The sequence below is a fragment of the Sphingomonas sp. LR60 genome (genome assembly GCF_036855935.1).
GTDB lineage: Bacteria > Pseudomonadota > Alphaproteobacteria > Sphingomonadales > Sphingomonadaceae > Sphingomonas.
The window spans coordinates 265550-282184 of sequence record NZ_JASPFK010000001.1; the positions used below are offsets into that span (position 1 = coordinate 265550).

12 protein-coding genes are annotated in these 16635 nt (G+C 67.9%); 6 read left to right on the plus strand and 6 right to left on the minus strand.

All coding sequences use genetic code 11. The annotated features are described in order from the left end of the window. Positions 1–118 precede the first annotated feature (118 nt). Complete coding sequence (locus QP166_RS01260; RefSeq protein WP_333914268.1) at positions 119–3034, plus strand: TonB-dependent receptor; 2916 nt, start codon at positions 119–121, stop codon at positions 3032–3034. Positions 3035–3123: 89 nt separating this feature from the next. Here QP166_RS01260 and QP166_RS01265 read toward each other — a convergent pair whose 3' ends face one another. After that, complete coding sequence (locus tag QP166_RS01265; protein ID WP_333917222.1) at positions 3124–4140, minus strand: LacI family DNA-binding transcriptional regulator; 1017 nt, start codon at positions 4138–4140, stop codon at positions 3124–3126. 125 nt (positions 4141–4265) lie between these two features. Here QP166_RS01265 and QP166_RS01270 point away from each other — a divergent pair, with 125 nt between their 5' ends. The 3 genes from QP166_RS01270 (at position 4266) to QP166_RS01280 (ending at position 9283) form a co-directional block, all read left to right on the plus strand. Next, a complete protein-coding gene (locus QP166_RS01270) occupies positions 4266–6065 on the plus strand; it encodes an alpha-amylase family glycosyl hydrolase (protein WP_333914269.1) in 1800 nt (599 codons plus the stop codon). After that, positions 6062–7636, plus strand: a complete 1575-nt coding sequence (locus tag QP166_RS01275) for an alpha-amylase family glycosyl hydrolase (protein ID WP_333914270.1) — start codon at positions 6062–6064, stop codon at positions 7634–7636. Before QP166_RS01270 ends, QP166_RS01275 begins: the two co-directional genes overlap by 4 nt. 126 nt (positions 7637–7762) lie before the next feature. Next, entirely contained in the window at positions 7763–9283 is a 1521-nt protein-coding gene (locus QP166_RS01280) for an MFS transporter (RefSeq protein ID WP_443027173.1), read from the plus strand. A 178-nt stretch (positions 9284–9461) separates the two neighbouring features. Here QP166_RS01280 and QP166_RS01285 read toward each other — a convergent pair whose 3' ends face one another. Genes QP166_RS01285 through QP166_RS01300 form a run of 4 tightly spaced genes read right to left on the minus strand, consistent with a single transcriptional unit; the run spans position 9462 to position 12905 of the window. Next, positions 9462–10403, minus strand: a complete 942-nt coding sequence (locus QP166_RS01285) for a Gfo/Idh/MocA family protein (protein ID WP_333914272.1) — start codon at positions 10401–10403, stop codon at positions 9462–9464. Continuing rightward, positions 10400–11395, minus strand: coding sequence for an AraD1 family protein (gene araD1, locus QP166_RS01290; RefSeq protein WP_333914273.1), 996 nt, complete (start codon positions 11393–11395; stop codon positions 10400–10402). Before araD1 ends, QP166_RS01285 begins: the two co-directional genes overlap by 4 nt. Then, positions 11392–12030 (minus strand): 2-dehydro-3-deoxy-6-phosphogalactonate aldolase, encoded by a 639-nt coding sequence (locus tag QP166_RS01295; protein ID WP_333914274.1) that lies wholly within the window; start codon positions 12028–12030, stop codon positions 11392–11394. The genes araD1 and QP166_RS01295 overlap by 4 nt, the downstream gene beginning before the upstream one ends. Further along, positions 12027–12905, minus strand: coding sequence for a 2-dehydro-3-deoxygalactonokinase (locus QP166_RS01300; RefSeq protein WP_333914275.1), 879 nt, complete (start codon positions 12903–12905; stop codon positions 12027–12029). The genes QP166_RS01295 and QP166_RS01300 overlap by 4 nt, the downstream gene beginning before the upstream one ends. 110 nt (positions 12906–13015) lie before the next feature. On the opposite strand from QP166_RS01300, the gene QP166_RS01305 reads away from it, so the two are divergent. Then, positions 13016–13888: an SMP-30/gluconolactonase/LRE family protein gene (locus tag QP166_RS01305; RefSeq protein ID WP_333914276.1), complete on the plus strand. Its 873-nt coding sequence runs from the start codon at positions 13016–13018 to the stop codon at positions 13886–13888. A gap of 141 nt (positions 13889–14029) precedes the next feature. Here the strand turns inward: QP166_RS01305 and QP166_RS01310 are convergent, their stop codons facing one another. After that, the gene (locus QP166_RS01310; protein ID WP_443027174.1) at positions 14030–15352 is read right to left on the minus strand and encodes a sugar MFS transporter; all 1323 of its coding nucleotides are present in this window, start codon (positions 15350–15352) and stop codon (positions 14030–14032) included. 169 nt (positions 15353–15521) lie between these two features. Between QP166_RS01310 and QP166_RS01315 the strand changes: the two genes are divergently transcribed. Then, positions 15522–16634 carry an aldose epimerase family protein gene (locus QP166_RS01315; RefSeq protein ID WP_333914277.1) on the plus strand — a complete coding sequence of 371 codons (1113 nt, stop codon included), beginning with the start codon at positions 15522–15524 and terminating at the stop codon, positions 16632–16634. The last annotated feature ends 1 nt before the right edge of the window (position 16635 follow it).

A 16635-nucleotide genomic window follows, 5' to 3' on the forward strand; every position in this document is an offset into this window, starting at 1 on the left:
GCTGAATACGTATGTGACTTTCTTGTGACCCGCCCGGCGCGCCGCCTACGTCGCCGCCCATGAAACCCGAGGATCGTCCGCAGGAACGCGGACGCCGGGAGCAGGGGAGGATTTCCACATGAACGACCTGTCTGTAACGCCGATCGCGCGTCGGCGCTGGGCGGGTGCCAGCGCGCTGGCGCTGCTGATCGCCACCCCGGCGCTGGCGCAGGAAGCGACGCCACAGGCCGATGCGCCGGCCGGCAATCCGACCGCGAAGGTCACCGCCACGCAGTCCACACCGGTCGCCGATCCGACCCCCAACGCCAACGCCAATCCCGATCCGACCGCGACCGGCGCGGACGAGATCGTCGTCACCGGCATTCGCGCCAGCCTCGCCAAGTCGGCGGACATAAAGCGTCGCTCGACGCTGATCGTCGACTCGGTGTCGGCCGAGGATGTCGGCAAGCTGCCCGACGTCTCGATCGCCGACTCGCTCGCGCGCCTGCCCGGCGTCACCGCGCAACGCGTCGAAGGGCGTGACCAGAGCCTGTCGATCCGCGGGCTCGGCCCCGACTTCTCGACCACGTTGCTCAACGGTCGCGAGCAAGTGACGGTCGGCGACAACCGCGGGGTTGAGTTCGACCAATATCCGTCGGAATTCTTCAGCAACGTCAACGTCTACAAGTCCGCCGACGCCTCGCTGATCGCGGCGGGCGTGTCGGGCACGGTCGACCTCCGGATGCTGCGTCCGCTCGACCAGAAGGAGCGGCTGTTCATCGTCTCGGCGCGCGGCCAGCTCAACGGGATCGGCAAGCGCAACCCGGATGGCGAGCGTTGGGGCTATCGCGCCACTGCCACCTATGTCGACAAGTTCGCCAACGACACCCTCGGCATCGCACTGGGCGTCGCGGCGCAGGAATCGCCGACCAATTACGACCGCTACGAGGCGTGGGGCTACCCGAACCTCAACAACCTCTCGCAGAATTGCACCGGCGATGCGGCGGGGCCGTGCGTGCTGGGCGGCGCGAAGCCATACGTCCAGTCGAACATGCTCAAGCGCTATGGCGGCGTCGGCACGATCGAATGGGCGCCGAGCGACGCGTTCCACTCGACCTTCGACGCGCTCTACACGCACTTCACCGAGACGCAGAAGCTGCGCGGCATCGAATTCCCGCTCGCCTATAACGTCGCACCGACCGCGGGGACGGTGACGGTTACGGACGGGTTCGTCGACAAGGCGACGTTCAGCCCGCAATATACGGTGCAGCGCAACGACCTGAACGATCGCACGTCCGACATGTTCTCGCTCGGCTGGAACAACAATGTCCGGCTGAACGACGCGATCCAGCTCAACGTCGACGCCGCCTGGTCGCGCGCGACGCGGCAGGACGAATTGATCGAGACCTATTCGGGCACCGGTTATGGCGGCACGGGGCAGCGCGACACGATCACGATCACGCGCCAGAACAACGGCACCTACCAGATCGTCCCGACGCTCGATTACGCCGACACCAACATCATCCGCATCACCGATCCGGGCGGCTGGGGCTATAACGGCACCAATGCGGTGGTGCAGGCGGGCTTCCAGAACCGGCCGAAGTTCAGCGACGACCTGAAGTCGCTGCGCGCCAACCTGGCCGGCGATTTCCAGGGCGCGCTGGGCGTCATCAAGGGCTGGGAAGTCGGCGGCAACTACACGCAGCGCGAGAAGAAGGCGCGCTTCACGTCGTACTTCTATTGCCCGCCGGGTGGCGGCACCAACTGCACCGTCGCGAGCGGTACGCCGACGTCGATCGCGGTGCCGGGCGACGTGGTGCTCGACGAGCAGGTCTCGCTCGCCTTCCTCGGCGTGCCGCGGATGCTGACACTCGACCCGCGCGGCGTGCTCGGGCTGCTGACGCCGGTGTTCGACAATCGTCCGGAATCGCTCGCCAAGGTGTGGGGCGTGAAGGAGAAGGTGACCACCGGTTACGCGCGGCTGGTGATCGACGGCGAGGCCGGCGGCAAGGCGGTGAAGGGCTCGATCGGCGTGCAGGTGGTGCACACCGACCAAAGCTCCGACGGTCGCATCGCCGGGCTGAACGGCGGGGTGGTCACGCTGTCCGACGTGTCGGGCGGCGACCGCTATACCAACGTCATGCCCAGCGCGACCTTCTCGGTCGAGCTGATCCCGAACGGCTTCATCAAGATGGGCGCGTCGCAGACGATGGTGCGGCCGCGGCTCGATCAGGAGCGGATCTCGCAGAACGTCGCGATCAATCCCGGCAACGTCGGCGCGGGATCCGATCCGCTGCGCAGCCCGTTCTCCTCGGACGGCGGCAATGCGGAGCTGCGCCCGTACAAGTCGACCAACATCGACCTGTCGCTGGAGAAGTATTTCCGCGCCGGCGGCTATGTCGCGCTGTCGGGGTACTTCAAGCACCTGACCGACTATGTCGATCCGAACAACAATGTGCTGTACGATTTCTCGCCGCTGCTGTCGTCGCTGACGCCCGCGCAGCAGGCGATCGTCCAGTCGCAGAATGCGCAGTTAGGGCTGTTCAAGAACCCGGCCAATTCGGGTCGTGGCGAGATCATGGGCGCGGAGGCGACCGCGTCGCTGCCGTTGCGCATGTTCACCACCGCGCTCGACGGTTTCGGGCTGTTCGGCAGCGGCAGCTACACGCACTCCGCGGTCCGCTACGATAGCGCGCCCGCGACGGTGCAGACGGTGCCGGGGCTGTCGAAGTGGGTGCTCAACGGCACGGCCTATTTCGAGAAGAACGGCTTCCAGGCGCGTGCGACCTATCGTTACCGCTCCAACTTCCTTGCGGAAGTTCGTGGATTGTCGGCAACGCCGGAGCTGAATACCGCCAAGGGCGAGACGATCCTCGACGCGCAGATCGGCTATGAATTCCAGAGCGGCGCGTTGCAGGGGCTGACGATCCTAGCGCAGGCGAAGAACCTGACCGATCAGGAGTTCTTCCAGTACACCAACGGCGATCCGCGGCAGGTGCGGCGCTACCAGCGGTATGGCACCGATTACTACCTGGGGCTGACCTACCGGTTCTGATCTCCACCGTCATCCCGGACTTGATCCGGGATCCCGCTTCTTCTCACGACCGAAGAAGCGGGGCCCCGGATCAAGTCCGGGGCGACGGATTACGCCGACGCGCGCACCATCAAGGTCGCGGGGAGCATGACATTCTCGGTCGGCTCCCCCGCGATCCGCCGCACCAGCGTGTCAACCAGCAGCGCGCCGGCACGCGCATAATCCTGCGCCACCGTCGTCAGCGGCGGACGGGTCAGCCGCGCGGCGGGAATGTCGTCGAACCCCGCCACCGCGACATCCTCGGGCACGCGCCGCCCGGCTTCGTCGAGCGCGCGCAACGCCCCCAGCGCGATCAGGTCAGACGCGGCGAACAGCGCATCGAAGGGAATGTCGCGCGCGAGCAGTCGCCGCGTCGCCTCATAGCCGACCTGCTCCGACGACAGCGCGTCGACGTGCAGCCCCAGATCGACCGGGAGACCCGCGCGCCGCAGCGCGTCGCACAGGCCGCGATAGCGGTCGCGAAACTCCGGATAATGGTCGCTGGCAGTGCCGACGAACGCCACCCGCTGCCGCCCGCGCCCGATCAGGTGCCGCGCGACATCGCGCCCGCCGCCGAGATTGTCGCACCCCAGCACAGTGCCCAGCCCGTTGGGCTCGACCGATCCCCAGCGGACGAAGCGCGTCGACTGACCGACCAGTTGCTCGAGCCGGACGCGGTACAATTCCCAGTCGCCATAGCCGAGCAGGATCAGCCCGTCGGCCTTGCGGCTGTCGGCATAATCCTTGTGCCAATCCGCCGACAATTGCTGGAACGAGGTGAGCAGATCATAGCCGCGCAGCGCGCAGGTCTTCAGGATCGAGCCGAGCATCGACAGGAAGAAGGGGTTGATCGTCGAGGCGTCCGGCAACGGGTCTTCGAAGAACAGCAGCGCCAGCGTCTTCGCCTCGCCCCGACGCAGCGACGAGGCGGCGCGATCGACCTTGTAGCCCAGCTGCTCGGCGATCGCCGCGATCCGCAACCGCGTCGCGGCGCTGACCGTACGATCGCCGCGCAGCGCGCGCGAGACGGTCGGTTGCGAGACGCCTGCGGCGGCGGCGATGTCGAAGGAGGTGACGCGATCGGACAGCGGCGGGAGCCTTCAGGAGAAACCGCCTTTCTACTGCGCGGCACATGGGCTGTGAATACGTATGCTGCACGCTTGGCAAAGGCGAGCGCGGCTGCGCATCACGCCGCGATCGGGAGAGGAACGCCATGAAGAGCATCATCGCGGGCGCGTTGGCAGCGCTTTCGCTGGCCGGCAGTGCGTCGGCGCAGGATTTTCGCGCGCGGTCGCCGCAGGACGAGGTGATCTATTTCGCGCTCCCCGATCGCTTCGACAATGGCGATCCGGCCAACGATCGCGGCGGGCTGACCGGCGATCGGTTGCGGACCGGCTATGATCCGACGTCGAAGGGCTTTTATCACGGCGGCGACCTGAAGGGGCTGATGCGCCGCCTCGACTATATCGAGGCGCTCGGCGCGACCGCGATCTGGGTCGGCCCGATCTTCCGCAACAAGCCGGTGCAAGGGCCGAAGGGGCAGGAGAGCGCCGGCTATCACGGCTATTGGATCACCGACTTCGAGCATGTCGACCCGCATTTCGGCACCGACGCCGACTTCGCCGCGCTTGTGGCGGCGGCGCATGTGCGGGGGATGAAGGTCTATATGGACATCATCGTCAACCACACCGCCGACGTGATCCGCTACCGCGAATGCGGCGATTGCGCTTATCGGTCGCGCGCGGATTACCCGTATCAGCGACGTGGCGGCGTGAACGGCGCCGCGATCAATCCGGGTTTCGCGGGCGATCAGGTGCAGACCGCGGCCAATTTCGCGAAGCTGACCGATCCGAGCTACGCCTATACGCCCTACGTCCCAAAGGGTGAGGAGCGCGCCAAGTCGCCGGCGTGGCTCAACGACGTCCTGCTCTACCACAATCGTGGCAACACCACCTTCCGCAACGAAAACTCGACGATGGGCGACTTCGTCGGGCTCGACGATCTGATGACCGAAAACCCGCGCGTCGTGGCGGGAATGATCGACATTTTCGGCGGCTGGATCGACCGCTTCGGCGTCGACGGTTTCCGCATCGACACGGCGCGCCACGTCAACCCGGCGTTCTGGCAGGCGTTCGTGCCCGCGATGCAGGCACGCGCCACCGCGCGCGGCATCCCCAATTTCCACATCTTCGGCGAGGTCGCTGCCGACCAGCTCGATCCCGGTCCGCTCGCGGTTCATACGCGCGTCGACAAGCTGCCCGCGGTGCTCGACTTCGCGTTCCGCCGCGCGGTGCTCGATACAGTCGCGGGGTCGCGCGGCACCGATGCGTTCGAGACGCTGATCGCGGGCGACGCGCTGTACGAGGGCGGCGCGGCGGCGGCGGAGCGATTGCCGACCTTCGTCAGCAATCACGACAACGGTCGCTTCGCGTTCTTCGTGCGGCAGGCGTTCCCGAAGGCCGGTGATGCCGAGGTGCTGCGGCGCACGATGCTCGCCAATGCGATGCTGCTGACGCTGCGCGGCGTGCCGACGATCTATTCGGGCGACGAACAGGGCTTCACCGGCGACGGCGGCGACCAAGATGCGCGCGAGGACATGTTCGCCAGCCGCGTCGCCAGCTATAACGATAACCGCCTGCTCGGTACCGACACGACCAATGCGACCGCGCATTTCGGGCAGGACAATCCGCTGTTCCGCCAGATCGCGTCGCTGGCGCGCGTGCGGCGCGCGCAACCGGCATTGACCCGCGGCCGCACGATCCTGCGCGCGCGCGAGGAAGCGCCGGGGCTGCTCGCCGTATCGCGCATCGATCCGGCGACCGGGCGCGAGATCCTGCTCGCCTTCAACACCGCCACCACACCGCTCGACCGTTTGGTCGAAGTGGGTGGTGCGGGCAAGGCGACGACGCTGGCCGGGGAGGGCTGCGCCGCGCAGACCGCCGCGCCGGGATCGTTGCGCGTCCGCATTCCTGCGCTAGGCTATGCCATCTGCGCGATCGGAGAAGCCCGATGACCTATCCGTGGTGGCAGGGTGCCGCCGTCTACCAGATCTATCCGCGCAGCTTCGCCGATGCGAACGGCGACGGCGTCGGTGACCTGCGCGGGATCACCGCGCATCTCGATCATGTCGCGTCGCTGGACGTCGATGCGATCTGGATTTCGCCCTTCTACACCTCTCCGATGGCCGACTTCGGCTATGACGTCGCCGATTATTGCGACGTCGATCCGGTGTTCGGGACGCTCGCCGATTTCGACGCGCTGATCGCGCGCGCGCACGATCTGGGATTGCGGGTCATCACCGATCAGGTGTGGTCGCACACCTCGGACCAGCATTCGTGGTTCGTGCAGAGCCGTGCCTCGCGCGATGGCGAGAGGGCCGATTGGTACGTCTGGGCGGACGCGAAGCCGGACGGCTCCCCGCCCAACAATTGGCAATCGGTGTTCGGCGGCCCGGCGTGGACGTGGGATGCGCGACGCCAGCAATATTACCTCCACACCTTCCTCAAGGAACAGCCGCAGCTCAATGTCCGCAACCCGGCGGTGCAGGAGGCGCTGCTTGGCGTCGGCCGCTTCTGGCTGGAGCGCGGGGTCGACGGGTTTCGGCTCGATGCGATCAACCATGCAATGGGCGCGGCCGACCTGCGCGACAATCCGCCTGCGCCGCCCTCGAACAAGCCGCGCACGCGCTCGTTCGATTTCCAGCAGAAGACGCACAGTCAGGACCAGCCGGACATGCTGCCGTTCGTGGAACGCATCCGCGCGCTGACCGACGGCTATGACGCGCGCTTCTCGGTTGCCGAGATCGGTGGCGACGAGAGCGATTGGGTTCGCAAGGCCTATACGCAGCCGGGCCGGTTGGAGACGGCGTATGGCTTCGACTTCCTCTATGCCGACCATCTGACCCCCGCGGCGGTGCGCGCGGCGTTGTCGCAATGGCCGGGCGCGGACGGTGAGGGCTGGCCGAGCTGGGCGTTCGAGAACCATGACGCGCCGCGCGCCGTGTCGCGCTGGGCGCTGCCCGAGCATCGCGACGCCTTCGCGCGTGCCAAGATGGTGCTGCTGGCGGGACTGCGCGGCAACATCTTCCTCTATCAGGGCGAGGAACTGGGGCTGACGCAGACCGCGGTGCCGTTCGAGAAACTGCGCGATCCCGAGGCGATCGCCAACTGGCCGCTGACGCTCAGCCGTGACGGCGCGCGGACGCCGATGCCGTGGTCGGCCGAGGCGGTGGGGCATGGCTTCACCAGCGGCGAGCCGTGGCTGCCGTTCGGAAGCGATCATGCCGCGATGGCGGTCGATGTGCAGGAGGCGGCGCCCGGGTCGCTGCTGTACTGGACGAGGCGCGTGCTGGCGGTGCGGCGGGCCGAGCCGGCGCTGCGGCTCGGGACACTGCGGTTCGTGGATGCGCCGGCCGATGTGATCGCGTTCGAGCGCGCGCATGACGGTGAGCGGTTGCTGTGCGTGGTGAACCTGTCGCCGGAGGAACGTGACGTGACGGCCACTTATGGCGAGGTGTTGCTGGCGTGTGGCGTGGAGGGCTCGCGGTTCGCGGGGTATGGCGCGCTGATCGCGAGGGTGGCGTGATGGTCACCCCCAACAATATCCGTCACCCCGGCGAAGGCCGGGGCCCAGGTGGGGGACGTTTCCGCATCTCGCGAGCCGCCCCCAACTGGACCCCGGCCTTCGCCGGGGTGACGGCCAGTACGTGGGGTGACATCCCGGCCAACACGGAACACACCGCATGACCACCCCCGCCGCCGCCATCAATCGCTCGCCGGGTTGGCGAACATTTCCTTCGGCTTTTTCGGCATCCAGATCGGCTTCGCGCTGCAGAATGCGAATATGAGCCGCATCTTCCAGTCGCTGGGCACCTCGCTCGACGACCTCCCCGCCTTATGGGTCGCCGCGCCGCTGACCGGGTTGCTCGTCCAGCCGGTGATCGGCCATTTCAGCGACCGGACGTGGCTCGGTCGCTTCGGGCGTCGGCGGCCGTATTTCCTCGCCGGGGCGGTGCTCGCCGCGCTGTCGCTGTTCGTGATGCCGCTCAGCCCGGCGCTGCTGGTCGCGGCATTGATGCTTTGGGTGCTCGACGCGTCGCTCAACATCTCGATGGAGCCGTTCCGCGCCTTCGTCGGCGACATGCTCGACCGTGACCAACATGCCGCCGGCTATGGCGTGCAGACCGCGTTCATCGGCGCGGGCGCGGTGTTCGGGTCGATCTTCCCATGGTTGCTCGAACAGGTGGGGGTGTCGAACGTCGCCGCGCCGGGGCAGCTTCCCGACTCGGTACGCTTCGCCTTCTGGTTCGGTGGTGCGGCGCTGCTCGCCAGCGTGCTGTGGACCGTGGTGACAACGCGCGAATATTCGCCCGCCGAGATGGCGGCGTTCGACGGCGAAGCAGAGGCGGATGACGGCGCCATCGCGCGCGTGCTCGCCGCCCGCCCGGCGACCGCGCCGCTGCTGTGGATCGCGGCGGGCGCGGCGGTGGTCGTGCTGGTCGCGCTCGCCGGGCTCGAAAAGGAGATGTACCTGCTCGGCGCGCTGCTCGCCGGCTATGGCGCCGCTAGTCTCGTCGCGATCCGCGCCGCGCGCGCGGGGCGCTCGCCGGGGCTGCTCGGCCATATCGTCGGCGATTTCGCGGGAATGCCGCCGCTGATGAAGCGGCTGGCGGTCGTCCAGTTCTTCAGCTGGTCGGCGTTGTTCATCATGTGGATCAACACCACGCCGGTCGTGACGCAGGTGTTCTTCGCCGCGCCCGACGCCGCCAGCCCGGCGTATCAGCGCGGCGCGAACTGGGTCGACGTGCTGTTCGCGACCTATAACGGCATCGCGGCAGTGTCGGCGTTGCTGCTGCTGCCGTGGCTGTCGGCGCGGATCGGCAAGGCGCGGACGCATGTCGTCGGGTTGCTCTGCGGGGCGGCGGGCTTTGCGAGCATCTTCGTGATGCCCGATGCGCATTGGCTGCTCGTCAGCGAGATCGGGATCGGGATCGCGTGGTCGACGATCCTCGCGATGCCTTATGCGATCCTCGCCTCCGCCCTGCCGCAGCGAAAGCTTGGCATCTATATGGGATTGTTCAACGTCTTCGTGGTGACGCCGCAATTGCTGGTCGCGACGGTGATGGGGTCGATCACCCGCCACTTCTTCCCGACCGAACCGATCTGGACGATGGCCTTTGCTGCGGTGACGATGGCCGGCGCGGCGGTCGCGATGCTGCGGGTGCGGGAATAAGCCTGACGGTGAGCTAAGGTTCTACCACCCTCCACCCTCCACCGTTCGCCCTGAGCTTGTCGAAGGGCGTGTCGCGGGGCACGTGCTTCGACAGGCTCAGCACGAACGGTGGGGGATGATTGAGCCCGAACCAAACCCCGCCACGTTGCCCCGGGGTCACCCCCGAGGCGATGTCGCTTTACTCCACGAACGGCTCGACACTGATGTGCCGGCCGCGCAGGAACACATCCGCCACCGCGCGGAGCGGCGAGACGTCGACGTCCGATACGCCCGCGCGCACGATCGCGCCGAAGCGGTGGTAGAGCCCCGGATATTCGCCGTGCAGGTCGGCGTCGTGTGCCAGCGCTTCCTTGCCGTCGATCGTCAGCACCGATCCGCCCTTCGACAGCAACAGCGTGCCGTCGTCGGTCTCGACCTCAATGTCCCAATGCTGCGGGCCTTCCTGGCGGAAGTCGAGATCCATCGCGATCTCGGCCCCGGCGGTGTCTCGGAACGACACGCGCGCCGCGATCGGTGCCGCGCGGTTCGACGGCACGTCCAGCTCGGCGGTTTCGACAAAGAACGGGCGCGGCAGGATGCGCGTCGCGATCGACAGCGCGTTGATGCCCGGATCGAACACGCCGAAGCCGCCCGGCTCCCAGATCCAGTCCTGTCCAGGATGCCAGACGCGCACGTCTTCGCGCCAGGTGATCTTGGCGCGCTTCACCTCCCGCTCGGCGAGCCATGCGCGTGCGGGCTCGACCCCGTCGGCGTAGCGCGAGTGCCAGCTCGCGAACAGGCTGACGCCCTTCGCCGCCGCGGCGTCGCGCAGCGCGATCACCTCGGCGAGCGTGGCGCCCGGCGGCTTCTCGAGGAAGACGTGCCAGCCCTGCTCGATGCAGAATTGCGCGATCGTGCGACGCACCTGCGGCGGGGTGCACAGCGACACCGCATCGACCTCCAGCCCACTCTTGGCGAGTTCGTAGACGTCGCGGAAGAACGGCAGACCGTTCACGCTTTCGCCGCTGCGGCTGACGGTGGCGACCAGTTCGAAGCTCTTGCCGGCAGCGATCGCGGGCAAATGCTGGTCGTGGGCGATCTTGCCCATGCCGACCAGGGCGAGGCGGATCGGCGCGGTCACAGCGCGCGCACCACGACGGGCGCGGCGGCGGCATCGGTCAGCGTGTTGCGCAACGGAAGCGCGAACGGCGCGGCGGCGATCTCGAACACGTCACCGGGCTGCGTCTTGACGCCATCGGCAACCGACAGCGTCGCGGTGCCGAAGAAATGGACGTGCACGTCACCCGGCCGGCGGAACCCGGCGTATTTGAAGTGATGGTGTTCCAGATTGGCGAGATGGTGCGACATATTGTCCTCGCCGGTCAGGAACGGCTTTTCCCACAGCGTCTGGCCGTCGCGGACGATCTTGCTGGTGCCGCGGATATCCGAAGGCGGCGTGCCGAGCAGCAACTCCGCACCGAGCGACGCCTGCCGCAGCTTGGAGTGCGCGAGCCACAGGTAATTGTGCTTCTCGGTCACATGGTCGCTGAACTCGTTGGCGAGCGCGACGCCGAGGCGATAGGGCGTGCCGTCGTCGCCGATCAGGTAGATGCCGGCCAACTCGGGCTCCTCGCCGCCGTCCTGCGCGAAGGCGGGCGATGCGAACGGCGCTTCGGGCGCGACCAGCGACTGGCCGTCGCCCTTGTAGAACCATTCCGGCTGCTGCCCGACCAAGCCCTCGCCGGGCTTGCCGCCCTCGACGCCCTCAAGGAACATCCGCATCGAATCGGTCTGGTGCTCCGCCGACGACGCCGCCTTGTGCATCGCGTCGCGCCCCGACGCCGAGCCGAGATGCGTCAGCCCGGTGCCCGCCAGCATCAGCCGCGCGCTGTCCTCGTGATCGATCGCGGGGAGCAGGTGCCCGGCGTCCAGCTCGGCAGCGATGTCGACGGTCTCGTCGCTGCGGCGCTGCGCCGCGGCCTCGGCGAGCGTCGTGCCCGCGGCGATCGCCGCCAGCGCCAGTTCGCGGGTCGTCTCGACCCCGGTCAGGAAGACCGCGCGGTCACCCTCGGCGAGGATCACGCGGCGACGCCCGTCGTCACCGCGATGTTGAAGCAGACGGGTATCGGTCATGCGATGTCCTTGAGCGCGGAAAGATAGCGGCGTGCCTCGGCGGCGACCGCGTCGGCAGACTTGCCGGGACGATAGAGGTTGGAGCCGAGCCCGAAGCCGTCGGCCCCGGCGGCGCGCCATTCGGCGACATTCTCGGGCACGATCCCGCCGACCGCGAGCATCCGCAGCGCCTTTGGGAGCACCGCGCGCTGCGCCTTGAGATAGCCGGGGGTGGTGCCATCGGCGGGGAACAGCTTGAGCGCGGTCGCGCCGGCCGCCAGCGCCGCGAAGCCCTCGCTCGGCGTGAAATAGCCCGGCATCGAGATCATCCCGCGCGCGGCGGTCGCGGCGATCACATCGGTGTTGACGTTGGGCGAGACGATCAGCGTGCCGCCGACGTCCTGCACCCGCGCGACATGCTCGACCGTCAGCACCGTGCCCGCGCCGATCATCGCGCGGTCGCCGACGCGCTCGACCAGTAGCTTGATGCTGTCGAACGGATCGGGCGAGTTGAGCGGCACCTCGATCAGCGTGAAGCCGGCGTCGACCAGGGCATCGCCGACCGCGGGGGCCTCGGCCGGGGTCAGCCCGCGCAGGATCGCGACGAGCGGCGCGGCGGCGAATGCCGCGTCGAAGCGCGTATGTGTCTCGGTCATCGTGTCAATTCCCAGAGGCGGTGGATACCGGCGGCAAAGGCGCGCTCGCTGTCGAGCGTCACCGGCGTGCCGCCGCCGTGCCGGATCGCTGCGGCATAGAGATCGGCGAGCGCGCCACCCGCGAGCAATTGCACGGTGCGCCCCGCGAGATCCTCGCGCGCGCCGACATCCGCCCCGATCAGCACGCCGCTTGCGAATGCCGCTGCATCGTCGGGGGCGAGCCGCCCGAGCAGCACACGCGCGCGCACCTCGAATAGCGCCACGGTCAGGTCGCGCGCGCCCGCGCCACGCGCCAGCCCGTCCTGAAATGCCGCGCCGTCCGCGACCGTACCGTCGAGCATCCCGGCAAGGATGCCGTGCCCGCGCAGCAAGGCGAACAACTCGCCGGTCAGCGCGGTGGCGATGTCGGTGACGTGTCCGGCCTCGGTCGCGATCCATTTGTTGTGCGTGCCCGGCTGGCAGAACAAGGCGTCGGCGGGGGCGAGCCCGGCGGCGATCGCGCCAAGCACCTGCACCTCTTCACCGCGCATCACGTCGGCGCGCGCCGCACCGCGTAACGCGACGCCCGGCACCAACGTCGCCGCCGCGTCGTCGATCGTCAGGCAGCCCGCCGCCAACGTCTCCAGCCCGGCGGGCGCATCGACATACGGCACCTCGCGCCAGCCGCGATTCGACCCGACCATGCCGGCCGCGATCACCGGCAGTTCGCCGAGCGTGGCGCGGATCGCACTGATTTCCGAAGGATAATCTTCCGGCGTCAGCGACAGGATGCCGCGCGGGTCCTTGACCGACGCCTCTGCCACGCCCGCCGCGGACATCCGCCACGCGCGCCGGTTCGTCGTTCCCCAATCGATGGCGATGTAGCCGCCCGACACGTCATCCTCCCGATTTATTTGTAGGACATAAAGCCTTGAGCGAGGAGGTCAAGGCTGTGCGCCGCGCGCGTGATCCTGTAGGCCGAGGCGATCGGGACAAGGAGAGAAAGATGACCGAAGTGCGGACGTTGTGGCGCGGCGCGGCGACGCTGGGCGAGGGGCCGGCATGGGACCCGATGCAGAAAGTCCTTTGGTTCGTCGACATCAAGCAGCAGCGCGTGCACCGCTATGATCCGGTCTCCGGCGAGGTCGCTGCATGGGCGGCGCCGGCGCAGGTCGGCTGGGTGCTTCCCGGGGCAGGCGGCGTGATGCTGGCCGGGTTGCAGACCGGGCTCGCGCGCTTTGATCCCGACACCGGCGAGTTCTCGCACCTCGCCGATGTCGAGCCGGACCTGCCGGGCAATCGCCTCAACGACGCGACCGTCGCAAGCGACGGCTCGGTCTTTTTCGGGTCGATGGACGATCGCGAGAGCGCGATCACCGGGCGCGTCCATCGCTGGGACGGCCAGCGGGTGACGACCACCGCGATCGATCCGGTTGCGATCACCAACGGCCCCGGCCTGTCCCCCGACGGCGCGACGCTATACCATGTCGATACGCTCGGCGGGGTGATCCATGCCGTTGCGCTGTCGCCCGACGGCACGACCGGCGCCGCGCGGGTCTTTGCGACGATCGACCCGGCCGACGGCCATCCGGACGGTGTGACGGTCGACTCGGGCGGCAACGTCTGGGTCGGACTGTGGGGCGGTTGGTGCGCGCGCTGCTACGCGCCCGACGGTTCGCTGCGGCAGGAGGTGAAGCTGCCCGCCGCCAACATCACCAAGATCGCGCTCGGCGGCCCTGACCTCAGAACCGCATTCGCGACCAGCGCGCGCAAGGGTCTCGACGACACGGCGCTTGCCGATCAGCCCGATGCGGGCGGGTTGTTCGCGTTCGATGTCGAAGTGCCCGGCCAGCCGCTCGCGCCGGCTCGGCTCGGCTGACACGAAAAGGCCGGCGGCTCGTGGGAGCCGCCGGCCTTTTTCGTCATTCCCGCGAAGGCGGGAATCCAGACGCGCGGACGTCGGTTGTTGAACCGGTACGTCAGAGCGTCTGGATCCCCGCCTCTGCGGGGATGACGACCATCAGTGCACCGTCTCTTCGACCGGCACGTCGGGCAGCGCGTTGGTCGCCTTGGCCCCCCACAGCGCATAGAAGAGGATGTACAGCTCGCACGCCGCGGTCAGCAGGAACGACGGCTGCAAGCCATAAGCGTCGGCCAGCTTGCCCTGCACCACCACCAGCGCACCGCCGGCGATCGCCATGATCAGCAGCCCCGAACCTTCCTCGGTCAGCGGCCCCAGTCCCTTGATGCCCAGCGTGAAGATCGTCGGGAACATGATCGAGTGGAACAGCCCGACCGAGATCAGCGCCCACATCGCGACGGGGCCGGTCGTGAACACCGTGATGAGCATCACCACGAACGCGCCGATCGAGAAGGCCGCCAGCACCGTCTCCGCCGGAATCCGCTGCATGATCGCCGAGCCCGCGAACCGCCCGATCATCATCCCGCCCCACAGGAAGGTCAGGTAACGCCCGGCCTGTTCGGCAGTGACGTTGGCGATCTGCGGCTGGCTGACGAAGTTCACGAACAGGTTGGCGACGCCGATCTCGGCGATCAGGTAGATAAAGATCGCCGGGATGCCGAACACCAGGTTGCGGTGCTTCCACAGCGAATGGTTCTTGCGATCCTCCTTGGCGACGCGGCTCGTCGAGGAGCCCATCGCCGGCAACGGGAAGCGCGCGATGATGACGGCGAGCACGACCAGCACGATCGCGACCAGCACATAAGGCAGGACCACCGATTGCGCGTCGGCGAGCCGCTCCGCTTCGGTCAGCACCGTGCCGGTCGCGGCGGTGCCGCCCTTCGAGCGGCCGAGGATCAGATAGGCACCGAACAGCGGCGCGAGCATCGTCCCCGCCGAGTTGAGTGCCTGGACGAGGTTGAGCCGCGACGAGGCGGTTTCGGCGGGGCCGATCACCGCGACATACGGATTGGCGGCGACCTGCAGCAGCGTGATCCCGCTGGCGATCACGAACAGCATGACCAACGTCACGCCATAGCTCGGCAGGCTGGCGGCGAGCACCATGCCCAGCGCGCCCGCGGCCATGATGAGCAGGCCGACGACCAGCGACCGCTGGTATCCGATCCGCTCGATCAGCTTGGCGGCGGGGATCGAGGCGAAGAAATAGGCGATGAACCAGACGCTTTCGATCAGCGTCGTCTGCGTGTAGTTCAGGTCGAACACGCTGCGCAGGTGGGGCAGCAGCGTGTTGTTGATGACGGTGATGAACCCCCACATGAAGAACAGGCTGGCGAGCAGCGTCAGCGCGCGGCCGTAGCCGGGCATCGCGCCCGTGCTGCCGCCCGCGCGCGTCGCGCCCGGTGAAATGGGGGGTCCGGCCATCATCCTCTCCTCAACCTGGTCATGTTCGCGCGGCGGGGTTGCGCCGCAGAGATATGTCTGACTATATTCGCCGCGAAGAAGCGGTCAATGCGGCAAACGCTGTTGGCTGGCAAGTGCGGGAGGGGTGTCGGTGAGCATTTCGGTGGCGCGTTGGAGTGTGGGCGCAAGCATGGCGCTGGCGAGTGTTTTGGCGAGCTCTTCGGCGCTGGCCGCGACCGCGGAGCGCGCGGCGTTCGGAACCTTGCCCGATGGCACCGCGATCGAGGCGGTGACGCTGAAGGGCAGCAACGGCGTCAGCGCCCGGATCATGACGCTCGGCGCGACGCTGCAGTCGTTCAACGCGCCCGACCGCAACGGCAAGGTCGCCGACATCACGCTCGGCTATGACGACGCCGCCAGCTACGTCACCAACCCCAATTTCTGGGGCCAGACCGTCGGCCGCTATGCCAATCGCATCGCCGGCGGCAAGTTCTCGATCGACGGCAAGGCGTATCAGCTGCCGCTCAACGACAAGACCAACTCGCTGCACGGCGGGACCAAGGGCTTCGACAAATATATCTGGCGGATCACGTCGGTGAAGTCGGGCCCGCAGGCCAGCGTGACGATGGTCATCACCAGCCCGGCGGGCGACCAGGGCTATCCGGGCACGCTGCAGGTTTCGGCGACCTACAGCCTCGACGACAAGGGCGCGTTGACGATCGATCTCTATGCGAAGACCGATGCCGCGACGGTCGTCAACCTGACCAACCATGCGCTGTTCGATCTGGCGGGCGAGGGCTCGGCAGCGGGCATCTATCCGCAGCTGCTGACGATCCCCGCGGCGCGCTACACGCCTGTCAACGCGGCGTTGATCCCGACCGGCGCGCTGGCGCCGGTGGCCGGCACGGTGTTCGACTTCACCAAGCCGCGCGCGATCGGGCAGAGCGTCCGCGACGGCAACGACGCGCAGATCGTGATCGGACGCGGCTACGACCACAATTTCGTGCTCGACAAGGGCGCGACCAAGGAGCCGGGGCTGGCGGCGCGCGTCGAGGACGCCGCGTCGGGGCGCGTGCTCGAGGTCTTGACCACCGAGCCGGGCGTGCAATTCTATTCCGGCAACTTCATCGACGGCTCGTTCGTCGGCAAGCAGCGCCACGTCTATCGCATGGGCGACGGCTTCGCACTGGAGCCGCAGAAGTTCCCGAACACCCCCAACCAGCCGTCGTTCGGCTCGGCGCGGGTCGATCCGGGCAAGCCCTATCATCACCGCATGGTGTACCGCGTCTCGTTGGCGCGCTGAT

Bases quoted from the DNA above. Each gene is read 5' to 3' on its own strand.
- QP166_RS01260 (WP_333914268.1), top strand. From the start codon at position 119: ATGAACGACCTGTCTGTAACGCCGATCGCGCGTCGGCGCTGGGCGGGT.
- QP166_RS01270 (WP_333914269.1), top strand. From the start codon at position 4,266: ATGAAGAGCATCATCGCGGGCGCGTTGGCAGCGCTTTCGCTGGCCGGC.
- QP166_RS01275 (WP_333914270.1), top strand. From the start codon at position 6,062: ATGACCTATCCGTGGTGGCAGGGTGCCGCCGTCTACCAGATCTATCCG.
- araD1 (WP_333914273.1), bottom strand. From the start codon at position 11,395: ATGACCGATACCCGTCTGCTTCAACATCGCGGTGACGACGGGCGTCGC.
- QP166_RS01295 (WP_333914274.1), bottom strand. From the start codon at position 12,030: ATGACCGAGACACATACGCGCTTCGACGCGGCATTCGCCGCCGCGCCG.
- QP166_RS01305 (WP_333914276.1), top strand. From the start codon at position 13,016: ATGACCGAAGTGCGGACGTTGTGGCGCGGCGCGGCGACGCTGGGCGAG.
- QP166_RS01310 (WP_443027174.1), bottom strand. From the start codon at position 15,352: ATGGCCGGACCCCCCATTTCACCGGGCGCGACGCGCGCGGGCGGCAGC.
- QP166_RS01315 (WP_333914277.1), top strand. From the start codon at position 15,522: ATGGCGCTGGCGAGTGTTTTGGCGAGCTCTTCGGCGCTGGCCGCGACC.